9 protein-coding genes and 1 tRNA gene are annotated in these 12,827 nt (G+C 60.8%); 7 read left to right on the forward strand and 3 right to left on the reverse strand.

The genetic code is table 11. From position 1 onward, the window contains the following. Positions 1–41 precede the first annotated feature (41 nt). Complete coding sequence (locus BLP99_RS04100; RefSeq protein ID WP_072431957.1) at positions 42–1,268, forward strand: multifunctional CCA addition/repair protein; 1,227 nt, start codon at positions 42–44, stop codon at positions 1,266–1,268. A 151-nt stretch (positions 1,269–1,419) separates the two neighbouring features. Here BLP99_RS04100 and folK read toward each other — a convergent pair whose 3' ends face one another. Both folK and folB read right to left on the reverse strand, forming a co-directional pair. After that, positions 1,420–1,938 (reverse strand): 2-amino-4-hydroxy-6-hydroxymethyldihydropteridine diphosphokinase, encoded by a 519-nt coding sequence (gene folK, locus BLP99_RS04105; protein WP_072389736.1) that lies wholly within the window; start codon positions 1,936–1,938, stop codon positions 1,420–1,422. After that, on the reverse strand, positions 1,929–2,282 hold the full coding sequence (gene folB / locus BLP99_RS04110) for a dihydroneopterin aldolase (protein WP_072389739.1): 354 nt from the start codon (positions 2,280–2,282) through the stop codon (positions 1,929–1,931). The genes folK and folB overlap by 10 nt, the downstream gene beginning before the upstream one ends. A 74-nt stretch (positions 2,283–2,356) precedes the next feature. Between folB and plsY the strand changes: the two genes are divergently transcribed. Then, a complete protein-coding gene (plsY, locus tag BLP99_RS04115; RefSeq protein ID WP_072389742.1) occupies positions 2,357–2,926 on the forward strand; it encodes a glycerol-3-phosphate 1-O-acyltransferase PlsY in 570 nt (189 codons plus the stop codon). Positions 2,927–2,934: 8 nt separating this feature from the next. Here plsY and tsaD read toward each other — a convergent pair whose 3' ends face one another. Continuing rightward, positions 2,935–3,960, reverse strand: a complete 1,026-nt coding sequence (gene tsaD / locus BLP99_RS04120; protein WP_072431956.1) for a tRNA (adenosine(37)-N6)-threonylcarbamoyltransferase complex transferase subunit TsaD — start codon at positions 3,958–3,960, stop codon at positions 2,935–2,937. Between the two features lie 199 nt (positions 3,961–4,159). On the opposite strand from tsaD, the gene rpsU reads away from it, so the two are divergent. The 5 genes from rpsU to BLP99_RS04145 all read left to right on the forward strand — a co-directional run bounded on the left by rpsU (position 4,160) and on the right by BLP99_RS04145 (position 12,690). Continuing rightward, positions 4,160–4,375 carry a 30S ribosomal protein S21 gene (rpsU, locus tag BLP99_RS04125; RefSeq protein WP_002551877.1) on the forward strand — a complete coding sequence of 72 codons (216 nt, stop codon included), beginning with the start codon at positions 4,160–4,162 and terminating at the stop codon, positions 4,373–4,375. 480 nt (positions 4,376–4,855) lie between these two features. Then, positions 4,856–6,814 (forward strand): DNA primase, encoded by a 1,959-nt coding sequence (gene dnaG / locus BLP99_RS04130; protein WP_076406085.1) that lies wholly within the window; start codon positions 4,856–4,858, stop codon positions 6,812–6,814. A 67-nt stretch (positions 6,815–6,881) separates the two neighbouring features. Further along, entirely contained in the window at positions 6,882–8,729 is a 1,848-nt protein-coding gene (rpoD, locus tag BLP99_RS04135) for an RNA polymerase sigma factor RpoD (protein ID WP_072389752.1), read from the forward strand. Between the two features lie 125 nt (positions 8,730–8,854). Continuing rightward, on the forward strand, positions 8,855–12,598 hold the full coding sequence (locus BLP99_RS04140) for a bifunctional diguanylate cyclase/phosphodiesterase (RefSeq protein ID WP_072389755.1): 3,744 nt from the start codon (positions 8,855–8,857) through the stop codon (positions 12,596–12,598). Between the two features lie 15 nt (positions 12,599–12,613). Continuing rightward, positions 12,614–12,690, forward strand: a tRNA-Ile gene (locus BLP99_RS04145). Positions 12,691–12,827: the final 137 nt, after the last annotated feature.

Raw genomic sequence — 12,827 nt, forward strand, 5'->3', positions numbered from 1 at the left:
CGGGCGCAAGGGTTATCCTGTCGGGTCAACGGAGGTTTTTTATGCAGATCTATAAAGTCGGCGGCGCGGTGCGCGATCGCTTGCTGGGCATTCCCGTCACGGACATCGACCGGGTCGTGGTGGGAGCCACCGCCGAGGAAATGCTCGCCAAGGGATTTCGTCCCGTGGGAGCTGACTTCCCAGTCTTCCTGGACCCGAAAACGGGAGAGGAATACGCCCTCGCCCGCACCGAACGCAAAAACGGCCGCGGCTATGGCGGCTTCGTGTTCCACGCCAGCCCGGACGTGACGCTCGAGCAAGACCTGATTCGCCGGGACCTGACTATCAACGCCATGGCCGAGGACGATAACGGCCATGTGTTCGACCCTTACCACGGCCAGCGCGACCTCGAAGCTCGGGTGCTCCGTCACGTTTCCCCCGCATTCGCCGAAGACCCTCTCCGAGTCCTGCGAGTGGCCCGCTTTGCCGCACGCTATGCCCCGCTGGGCTTCAAAGTGGCGGACGAAACTCTCGAACTGATGCGCCAGCTAAGCGAATCCGGAGAGTTGGAGGCATTGACGGCCGAGCGTAGTTGGAAGGAAATTTCCCGCGCGCTCATGGAACATCAGCCTCAGGTATTCATCCAGGTGTTGCGCGACTGCACGGCCCTCAGGGTCCTGATGCCCGAGGTGGACGCGCTGTTTGGCGTACCGCAGCCTGAGGCCCATCATCCGGAAATCGATACCGGCGCGCACACGTTGAGCGTGCTGGAGCAGGCCGCTCGGCACCGACAACCACTGACGGTCCGCTGGGCATGCCTGTTACACGACCTGGGAAAAGGACTTACGCCCGAACACGAATGGCCAAGACACATCGCCCATGAACACAAGGGGCTGAAGCCGATCAAAGCGCTCAACGAGCGCTTCAAGGCGCCACGCGATTGCCAGGAACTGGCGCTGCTGGTTGGGCAATACCATACCCATGGCCATCGCGCGCTTGAATTGAAAGCGTCCACCTTGCTCGAGCTGTTGCAGAGTTTCGACGTTTACCGCCGACCACAACGCTTCGAGGAATTCATTGCCGCCTGTGAAATGGATGCGCGGGGGCGCAAAGGGCTGGAAGACAGAAGTTATCCACAGGCGGATTACCTGCGGGGCGCAGCAGCCGCTGCCCGTGGAGTGGCGGTGCAACCATTGCTGGAAAAAGGCTTCAAGGGGCCGGAGCTGGGTGAGGCGATCAAGCGCGAGCGTCTCAAGGCATTGAAAGCCTACAAGGAAGCGGCGAGCTGAAGGAAGCGTGATGGCAAGTTGGATTGGCCCTGCATAAGCCATCTATCGCAATCAGGCGCCGCGCTCCCCACGGTGGATCTCGCTTGAACACCTGACCGATATCATCCGAGAAGATCGATGTGGGAGCGTGCGGACGATAACGACGTTCGCTTCACAGCATGGTCGACGGCGTAAGCTGCTGGCCTCGCCATTCGAAAGCCACCGGTGCCAGTACCTGATCGATCTGGGCTTCCTCCCACAGAGCGGCGAAGCTCTTGCCTACGCCCGGATGTATCCGATCCGGCGCCATCAGCGATAAAGGCCACAAGACGAAGGCGTTCTTGAGGATTTCCGCGCGCGGCAGGATCAGCCCGTCGAAGTTGCCCACCTGCTCGCCATACAACAACACGTCGATATCCAGCGGCAGCCCCTTGCGATCCGGCGCATAACGACCATTGTCCGCCTCGATGAACTTGAGACGACGATCCAGCTCCATCAGCGGCAGATCCGTGAAGGCCGACACGACAAAATTGAAGAATGGCCCGCTCTTGATGCCCACTGGCTGGCTTTCGAACACTGCCGAACAGCGAATGTCCACCAGGAAGCCCGCAAGGGCTTCAAGCCCGGCTCGCAAATGGGCTTCACGCTCGATATTGCTGCCGAGCCCGAGAAAAACCTGTGTCAGCGACATCCGCGCTCGATCTCCACGCCAACGCCGCTGGCCGCCGGGACGGCACCAGGCTTGGTGACCTTCAGACGCAGCCAGGTAATCTTGAACTCGTCCATCAGCTCCTGGGCCAAGCGTTCGGCAAACGTCTCGACCAGCTGGAACCGGGCCTGTCCGGCAAATGCCTGGATGCGTGACGATACGCTGGCGTAATCGAGTGCCAGGCTCAGGTCATCGCCGGCAGCGGCCGGACGATTATCCCAGGCGAAACTCAGATCAAGCCGCAGGCACTGTCGGATGTCTCGCTCCCAGTCGTAGGCACCAATTACCGTGTCGACTTCCAGGCCCTCGATAAACACTCTGTCCAAGCACTCTTCTCCGCAGCACGACAAGGGCGCAATGCGCCGTTAGAATCAGGGCGTCCTCGCCCGGAATAGTTAGCATGTTTTGGTTACTGGCGATCCTCGCCTACCTGCTCGGCTCGCTGTCCTTCGCCATTTTGCTCAGCCGCCTGACGGGTCGCCCCGATCCGCGAACGAGTGGTTCAGGCAATGCCGGTGCCACCAACATGCTGCGCCTGGCCGGACGCAAGCTTGCCATCCTGACCCTGCTCGGCGACCTCTGCAAAGGTCTTGTACCGGTCCTGATCGCCAGCCTTGCAGGGCTTTCCCTGGAGCAACAGGCCTGGATCGGTGTCTGCGCGGTCATCGGCCACCTGTTCCCGCTGTACTTCCGCTTTCGCGGCGGCAAGGGTGTCGCCACCGCCGCCGGGATGTTGCTGGGTCTCTACCCGCCCGCCGCCTTGCTGGCCGTTTCGGCCTGGCTACTGATGTTCTACCTGACCCGCACCAGCTCACTGGCCGCACTGATCGCCACACCATTGACCCTGCCGCTGCTGGCCTGGCAGGAACCGGCGGCCCTGTTGCCCATGACAGCGCTCGTGGCGCTGATCGTCTGGCGCCATCGGGGCAATCTACGCGACCTCTTCGCCGGGCGCGAACGGCATTTTTAAATGACGCTTCACAGGGGCGACAACTGCTCCATGGGCCAGCGCGCCTGCACGCTGATCGCAAGACTTTCCTGCTGGCCGGCCTGCAGTCGCTGGCATCCAGCAAAAGCGATCATCGCGCCGTTATCGGTGCAGAACTGCGGCCGCGCGTAGTAAACGTCGCCCTTCATGTCGCCGAGCATTTTCTCCAACGAGAGCCGCAAGGCCTTGTTCGCACTGACTCCACCGGCGATCACCAGGCGCTTGAGCCCGGCCTGCTTCAGGGCGCGCTTGCACTTGATGGTCAAAGTCTCCACCACGGCCTGCTGGAACGCCAGCGCGATGTCGCAACGGGCTTGCTCACTGTCGTCCCCGGCGCCAACGCATTGTTGCCAGGTATTCAAGGCAAAGGTCTTCAAGCCGCTGAAACTGAAATCCAGTCCGGGTCGGTCGCACATCGGGCGCGGGAAAACGAAACGCCCCTCCACGCCCTGAGCCGCAAGCCGGGCGATTTCAGGGCCGCCAGGATAATTCAGGCCCATCATCTTCGCGGTCTTGTCGAAAGCCTCACCGGCCGCGTCGTCCAGGGATTCGCCCAACAGCTCGTATCGACCGATGCCGTCGACCCGGACCAACTGCGTATGACCGCCGGAGACCAACAAAGCGACGAACGGAAACTCCGGCGGCTGCGCCTCCAGCATCGGCGCCAGCAGGTGGCCTTCCATATGATGCACACCCAGGGCCGGCACCCCCCAGGCAAAGGCCAGTGCCTGGGCGCATGAGGCGCCCACCAGCAAGGCCCCCACCAGGCCGGGACCGGCGGTGTAGGCCACGGCGTCGATCTCGGTTGGGGCGCAGTCGGCTTCGGCCAGGACCTGGCGAATCAAGGGCAGCATGCGCTTGACATGATCACGGGACGCCAGCTCCGGCACCACGCCACCATAGGCACGATGCAGATCGATCTGGCTGAACAGCGCATCGGCCAGCAGGCCGCGTTCGCTGTCGTAAAGCGCGACGCCGGTTTCGTCGCAGGAAGTTTCTAATCCCAGTACTAGCATGGGTTTGCGCCTTGTGGAGGCTGAATTCGAAGGCGCGCATAATAGTCGCCGCGTGGTGCCCCGACCAGCGGTTTTCGATCAGAGGCTTTGCATTCCGAGCGTTGAGGGGTTAACATCCGCAACCCTTAAAAACCGACGTCTTCAAGTGCTCTTTTGCCGCGAGGATGTTGACCCCGGTAATGAATGAAGGTAGCTCTGGATGCCAGCCGTCAAAGTAAAAGAGAACGAACCCTTCGACGTAGCTCTGCGTCGTTTCAAGCGCTCCTGCGAAAAAGCCGGTGTTCTGGCTGAAGTTCGTAGCCGCGAATTCTACGAGAAGCCGACTTCCGAGCGTAAGCGCAAAGCAGCAGCTGCTGTTAAGCGTCACGCCAAGAAAGTTCAGCGCGAACAGCGCCGCGCCGTACGTCTGTACTGATACACAGACGTTCGTAGCAAGCTTCTGCCAAGCCCGGCCCTCAAGCCGGGCTTATGGCATTTGCGGAACAACGCTTGAGTTTCATCGTCAAAGCCGCAGACGCGACCGAGACAACTGCTTTACCGCGTCAGACCTGGCTTTTTGGCCAGCGGTGCACGTCTCTCCTGACGAGCCTTCCGAGGCTACTGACGAGCACACCCTGATTCCTCTAACGACGATCAGCCCAAGGCACCTGCTTGCGTGCCCGCTCCATGAGCTATCCGAGGCCTGACCGGCCGTTACCGGACTCAGCGCAATATTATTCAGACCGTCGAATACTGACAGTAATTAACGTCAGTGGATTATCGGCAGATACACTTCCCGACAGCAATGACGCAGATGACCCGGTCGAGCCACCGCTTCAACAGTGCCTCTAGATCTTGAACCGGTTGCGCCTGCCGATTTCGGGGCCTTATTTCACGCAGTGACGACGAGAACGCCATGGCCGGGTTGATTCCCCAGAGCTTTATTGACGACCTCCTGAACCGCACCGACATTGTCGACGTGGTCAGCTCTCGCCTGCAGATGAAGAAAGCCGGCAAGAACTACACTGCCTGCTGCCCGTTCCACAAAGAAAAGACCCCTTCCTTCAGCGTCAGTCCCGACAAGCAATTCTACTATTGCTTCGGCTGCGGTGCTGGCGGCAATGCCCTCGGCTTCATCATGGACCACGACAACCTGGATTTCCCCCAGGCGGTCGAAGAACTGGCCAAAGCCGCTGGCATGGAGATTCCTCGGGAGGAAAGCGGTCGAGCGCGCAAGCCGCGTCAACCAACGGATTCACCGCTGTACCCCTTGCTGACCGCCGCGGCCGACTTCTACCGCCAGGCCCTCAAAAGCCATCCGGCTCGCAAGGCCGCCGTGGATTACCTCAAGGGCCGCGGCCTGACTGGCGAAATCGCCCGGGACTTCGGCCTCGGCTTCGCCCCGCCCGGCTGGGACAACCTGTACAAGCACTTGAGCAGCGACACGCTCCAGCAGCGCGCCATGATCGACGCGGGCCTGCTGATCGAGAATGCCGAGACCGGCAAGCGCTACGACCGTTTCCGTGATCGGGTAATGTTTCCGATCCGTGATACTCGGGGACGAATCATCGCCTTTGGGGGCCGTGTCCTGGGCGACGACAAGCCCAAGTACCTGAACTCGCCGGAAACTCCGGTATTCCATAAGGGCCAGGAGCTCTATGGCCTGTATGAGGCGCGCAAGAACAATCGCAACCTCGACGAGATCATTGTCGTGGAAGGCTACATGGACGTTATCGCCCTGGCTCAGCAAGGCCTGCGCAATGCCGTGGCGACCCTGGGAACAGCCACCAGCGAAGAGCACATGAAACGCCTCTTTCGCGTGGTGCCCAGTGTGCTGTTCTGCTTCGACGGCGACCAGGCCGGCCGCAATGCCGCCTGGCGCGCACTGGAAGCGACATTGCCGAGCCTGCAGGATGGCCGCCGGGCGCGCTTTCTGTTTCTACCCGAGGGAGAGGACCCGGACACCCTGGTGCGTTCCGAAGGGACCGACGCCTTCCGCGCCAGGATCAACCAGCACGCACAACCATTGGCCGATTATTTTTTCCAGCAGTTGACCGAAGAAGCCGATCCGCGCTCCCTCGAAGGCAAGGCCCACATGGTCACGCTTGCAGCGCCGTTGATCGACAAGGTGCCCGGCGCCAACCTGCGCACGCTGATGCGCCAGCGGCTTACCGAAATCACCGGGCTCAGTAGCGAGACCGTCAGTCAGATGGCCCACAGCGTCCCACAGGAGGCGCCACCGGCTTATGACCCAGGCATCGATTACGACGCGATGCCGGATTTCGCCGACTATCATCAACCTCAACAGGACTACGCGCCGCAACAGGAATGGACGCCGAAGAAAACCGGCAGCGGTGGCAAGAAATGGGACAAGAAACACTGGGACAAGAACGGCAAGCGCGGTGATCGCGACCAGCCACGTGCCCCGCGCGTGCCGGCCGCCGTCGAACCTCCGACGCTGGCCGCCCTGCGCACCCTGCTGCATCACCCGCAACTGGCCGAAAAGGTCGAGGATGCGGGGCACTTCGCCGCCGAGGACCACAGCAACACGCAATTACTGGTCGCACTCCTTGAAGCCGTGCAGAAGAACCCCCGGTTGAACTCCTTCCAGTTAATCGCACGGTGGCACGGTACGGAGCAGGGGCGCTTGTTGAAGGCCTTGGCCGAAAAGGAATGGCTGATTGATGGAGATAACCTTGAACAACAGTTTTTCGACACCATTACTAGCTTGTCCGCCCGCCAACGCGAGCGAAACCTGGAGCAGCTTCTGCGAAAAGCTCGTCAGAGCGAGTTGACCAGCGAAGAGAAAAACCAATTGCGCGACTTACTCAGCCGCAATGTTTGCGCATCAAACCCGACCTCAACTGGCGCGTGAGGTCACAGCTCAGGTATAATCCTCGGCTTGTTTTTTGCCCGCCAAGACCTTCAGTGGATAGGGTGTTATGTCCGGAAAAGCGCAACAGCAGTCTCGTATCAAAGAGTTGATCCTATTGGGTCGTGAGCAGGGCTACCTGACTTACGCGGAGGTCAACGACCACCTGCCGGAGGATATTTCAGATCCGGAACAGGTGGAAGACATCATCCGCATGATCAACGACATGGGGATCAACGTATTCGAGGTTGCGCCAGATAAGGATGCCCTTATGCTGGCCGACGCCGATACCGACGAGGCGGCCGCGGAAGAAGCGGCAGCAGCGTTGGCGGCGGTCGAGACCGACATTGGTCGCACCACCGACCCCGTGCGCATGTACATGCGTGAAATGGGTACGGTAGAACTCCTCACACGCGAGGGCGAGATCGAAATCGCCAAGCGTATTGAAGAAGGCATCCGCGAAGTGATGGGCGCAATCGCGCACTTCCCTGGCACGGTTGACCATATTCTCTCCGAGTACACCCGCGTCACCACCGAAGGTGGTCGACTGTCCGACGTCCTGAGCGGCTATATCGACCCGGATGACGGCACCACGCCGCCCGCCGCCGAAGTACCGCCCCCCCTGGACGCGAAAGTCGACAAGGCCGACGACGACAGTGATGACGAGGACGCCGAAGCCAGCGAAGACGAGGAAGAGGCCGAAAGCGGTCCCGATCCGGTCATCGCCGCACAGCGTTTCGGCGCCGTGGCCGAGCAGATGGAAATCACTCGCAAGGCGCTGAAAAAGCACGGGCGTGACAACAAGCAGGCGATTGCCGAGCTGTTGGCGCTGGCTGAGCTGTTCATGCCGATCAAGCTGGTGCCCAAGCAATTCGAAGGCCTGGTCGAACGTGTTCGCAGTGCCCTGGATCGCCTGCGTCAGCAAGAGCGCGCGATCATGCAGCTGTGCGTTCGCGATGCCCGCATGCCGCGTGCCGACTTCCTGCGTCAGTTCCCTGGCCACGAAGTCGACGAGAGCTGGACCGATGCCCTGGCCAAAGGCAAGACCAAATACGCTGAAGCCATTGCCCGCCTGCAACCGGACATTATCCGTTGCCAGCAGAAATTGAGCGCGCTGGAGGCCGAAACCGGCCTGAGCATCGCCGAGATCAAGGACATCAACCGTCGCATGTCGATCGGTGAGGCCAAGGCCCGCCGCGCGAAGAAAGAGATGGTCGAAGCGAACCTTCGTCTGGTGATTTCCATCGCCAAGAAGTACACCAACCGCGGCCTGCAATTCCTCGACCTGATCCAGGAAGGCAACATCGGCCTGATGAAGGCAGTGGACAAGTTCGAATACCGTCGCGGCTACAAGTTCTCGACCTATGCCACCTGGTGGATCCGTCAGGCGATCACCCGCTCGATCGCCGACCAGGCCCGCACCATCCGTATCCCGGTGCACATGATCGAGACGATCAACAAGCTCAACCGCATTTCCCGGCAGATGTTGCAGGAAATGGGTCGCGAACCGACCCCGGAAGAGCTGGGCGAACGCATGGAAATGCCTGAGGACAAGATCCGCAAGGTACTGAAGATCGCCAAAGAGCCGATCTCCATGGAAACGCCGATCGGTGACGACGAAGACTCCCATCTGGGTGATTTCATCGAAGACTCCACCATGCAGTCTCCGATCGATGTCGCCACCGTCGAGAGTCTCAAGGAAGCGACTCGCGAAGTACTCTCCGGCCTCACCGCCCGTGAAGCCAAGGTACTGCGCATGCGCTTCGGGATCGACATGAATACCGACCACACCCTTGAGGAGGTCGGTAAGCAGTTCGACGTGACCCGTGAGCGGATTCGCCAGATCGAAGCCAAGGCGTTGCGCAAGTTGCGCCACCCGACGCGAAGCGAGCACCTGCGCTCCTTCCTCGACGAGTGACCCTGGAAAACCCCGGCCCTGCCGGGGTTTTTTTCATGTGCAGATAAAATCCCCTCCGTTACGCCCCCTACCCTGTTGCCCGTCTACACTCGAAACATCCTCCCCAAAATCATGACGAGACCGTGATGCCCAGACTGACGGCCATGCTCTTGCTGTCATTGTTGACCTGGACCGCAACGGCTGGCGCGTTGACGCTCACCGACGAAGAGCTGCGCTGGCTCAAGGACCATCCCAACCTGCGCCTGGGCGTGGATGCGTCATGGCCACCGTTCGAGTTTCGCGACGACCAAGGCCGCTATCAAGGACTGGCCGCTGATTACGTCGACGTCATCCGGGAGCGGCTCGCCGTCACGCTCACGCCCATCGAGCCAGCCAGCTGGACCGCCGTGCTGGAGCAGGTGGCACAGGGCAAGATCGACCTGCTACCGGGCATCATGTCCACCCCGGAGCGCCAGAATTACCTGGCTTTCACGCGGCCCTACCTCGACTTCCCGATAGTGATCCTGTCCCACCGCGGCGGAGCCCAGCCTCATGATCTCCAGGATCTGTATGGGTTGAAAATCGCCGTCGTGGAAAACTATGCCCCTCACGAACTGCTACGCAACCATCATCCCGACCTGAATCTGGTGGCGCTGCCTAACGTCAGCTCAGCCCTGCAGGCCCTGGCAACCGACCAGGTGGATGCTGTGGTGGGCGACCTGGCGTCCAGTGTCTGGAGCCTGCGCCAGCTCAAGCTGGAAGGGCTATATGTCAGCGGCGAGACCCCTTATCGCTATCAATTGGCGATGGCCGTTCCGCGTGACAACAAGATACTGGTCAGCATCCTGGACAAGGTCATCGCGGACATGAGCCCGGCCGAAGTCAGTGAAATCCAGGAAAAGTGGATCGGCAACGTACGCGATTATCGACAGCTCTGGTCGGACCTGCTGTTCTACGGCTTGCCCGGGGTGCTGATCCTGGTCGGCATTCTCGCCGTGGTGATCCGCATCAACCGTCGCCTCAGCTCGGAGATCGCCCGTCGAGTCGAACTGGAACAGGAGCTGCGCAGTAGCGAATACCACTACCGCGGCCTGGTGGAGAGCCTTTCGGCGATAGCCTGGGAAGCCAGGGTCAGCGACTTCACCTACAGCTACGTGTCGCCCCACGCCGAAGACCTGCTCGGCTATCCCTTGGCCCATTGGTTGATCCCGGGGTTCTGGCGCAACATCATTCATCCCGCCGACCTGATCCGCGCCCAGACTTATTGCGACCAGGAGGTACTCGCCGGCCGCGACCATTGCATCGATTACCGAGTGATCACCGCCGATGGCCGCTGCCTGTGGGTTCGGGATATTGTCAGCTTGATCCAGCACGGCCACGAACCGGTGATGCGCGGGCTGATGATCGACATCAGTGAAGCCAAGCGCACCGAGGAGGCGCTGCGATTCTCGGAACAGAAATTCGCGTCGGTATTCAGGCAGTGCCCGGACATCCTGGTGATCGCGCGCCTGATGGATGGATGCCTGCTGGAGGTCAACAAGGCCTTCGAGGAACAGATCGGCCTGGGTGCCGAAGATGTCGTAGGCCAGACCGCGACCGAACTGAACATCTGGGGCATTCAGGGCGTCGGCCCGGGCCTGCTGCAGCGTTTGCAGGCCGGCAGCATCCGTAACCTGGAGATGCCCTTTCGCCGTAGCAACGGCCAGGTATTCACCGGCCTGATCTCCGCCGAACCCTTCGATCTCGACACGACGCCGGCCCTGGTCGTGGTGGTGCGTGACATCAGCCAGCTCAAGCAAACCCAGCAACAACTGCAGATTTCCGAGGAGAAATTCGCCAAGGCCTTCCATGCCTCACCCGACGGCCTGTTGCTGTCCCGCCAGAGCGACGGCCTGCTGATTGAGGTCAATGAAGGTTTCAGTCGTATCACTGGCTTCAACAGCGCGCTATCGGTGGACCGCTCGACCCTGGACCTGGGTATCTGGGTCAACCTCAACGAACGCAAGCAGATGCTCGACCTGCTGCAGCGGGATGGTTTCGTGAGGGATTTCAGTTGCCATATTCGTCGCAACGACGGGCAGATAAGACTGTGTGAGGTGTCCAGCCGTCCACTGCCGATCGGCAACGAGGACTGCATGCTGACCATCGCTCGGGACATCACCGAACGCCACCTGATGCAGGAAAAACTGCAGCAGGCCGCCACGGTGTTCGAAAGCACGGCAGAAGGCGTGTTGATCACCGATACACAGCAACACATCAGCGCAGTGAACCGCGCCTTCACCGAGATCACGGGCTATAGCGAAACCGAGGCCCTGGGCCATACGCCGCGCTTATTGGCTTCCGGCCTGCACGACAGCGCGTTCTATGCCGCCATGTGGCATCAACTGACGGCGGAAGGGCATTGGCAGGGAGAGATTTCCAACCGGCGCAAGAACGGCGAGTTGTACCCCAGTTGGCTCACCATCAGCGCAGTACGCAATCGTGATCAGCAAATCACCCATTTCGTGGCGGTATTCGCTGACATCTCCAGCCTCAAGCATGCCCAGGCCAAACTCGACTACCAGGCCCACCACGACCCTCTCACCGGGCTGCCGAATCGCACGCTGTTCGAAAGCCGCTTGCTCACGGCCTTGAACAGCCAGCAGGAAAATGGCGGTCAGGGCGCGGTGCTGTTTCTGGACCTGGACCGCTTCAAGCACATCAACGACAGCCTCGGGCATCCGGTCGGCGACCTGCTGCTCAAGGGCATTGCCGTACGCCTGCGCGAGCAGTTGCGGGACATCGACACCGTGGCGCGGCTGGGCGGCGACGAGTTCATCATCCTGCTCCCGGGGCTGCAGCAACCCAGCGACGCCGAACACATCGCCATGAAGCTGCTGAATTGTTTCGCCGCGCCGTTCCAGGCCGGCGAGCACGAATTTTTCATCAGCGCCAGCATCGGCACCAGCCTTTATCCCCAGGACGGTTGCGATGTCGCCACGCTGGTCAAGAACGCCGATGCGGCCATGTATCGCTCCAAGGCCAAGGGCCGCAACCGGGTGGAAAGCTATACCCGCGACCTCACCGCCCAGGCCAGCGAACGCGTGGCCCTGGAACACGAGCTGCGGCGGGCCATCGAGCGCAGCGAGTTGTCGCTGTCCTTCCAACCCAAGATCAGCCTCGCCGACAACCGACTGGTAGGTGCCGAGGCATTGATTCGTTGGACTCACCCCACATTCGGCGATGTGCCTCCAGAGCACTTCATTCCCCTGGCGGAGGAGAACGGGATGATCCTGCAAATCGGCGATTGGGTGCTGGAACACGCCTGCCGGCAGCTGTGTGAATGGAACAGCTCCTGCGAGAGCTTCGGCCCGCTTTCGGTGAACCTCGCCGGGGCCCAGCTGCGCCAACCCAACCTGCTGGGACGCATCGAGCAATTGCTGCGGGAGCACCATCTCAAGCCCGGCCTGTTGCAACTGGAAATTACCGAAAACTTCATCATGAGCCAGGCCGAAGAAGCCCTGACGGTCCTGCACCAGCTGAAGAAGCTTGGCGTTCAACTGGCCATCGATGACTTCGGCACGGGCTATTCCTCCCTGAGCTACCTCAAGCGCCTGCCATTGGACATCCTCAAGATCGACCAGTCCTTCGTCCGCGGCCTGCCCGACGACCCCCACGATGTGGCCATCGTACGAGCAATCATTGCCCTGGGCCGCAGCATGCAGTTCTCCATCATCGCCGAAGGCGTCGAAACCCTGGCCCAGCAGCAATTCCTGGCCGAAGAAGGCTGTGAGCAGATCCAGGGCTACATCATCAGCCTCCCCCTCTGCGCCGAAGAGTTCGCCGCGACGTTTCTACGCATGACCGTATCGGATTTTTCGGATAGCACAGCCGAGAAACCGTCGCTATAATCCGCGGCCTACTGAGGGCCTATAGCTCAGTCGGTTAGAGCAGAGGACTCATAATCCTTTGGTCCACGGTTCGAGTCCGTGTGGGCCCACCAACTTGAAAGCCGCGCATTGCGCGGCTTTCGCGTTTCCGGCGTTCGGCTTTCGAGGCTTCGTCGCATTCCGGCTCGGCCTGATTCGCCCTCAGAATGTCCACACCCGTTTTTCGAAAAAAGCCATCTTCCCGGCATTG

This window comes from Pseudomonas sp. NFACC32-1, from assembly GCF_900101215.1.
GTDB lineage: Bacteria > Pseudomonadota > Gammaproteobacteria > Pseudomonadales > Pseudomonadaceae > Aquipseudomonas.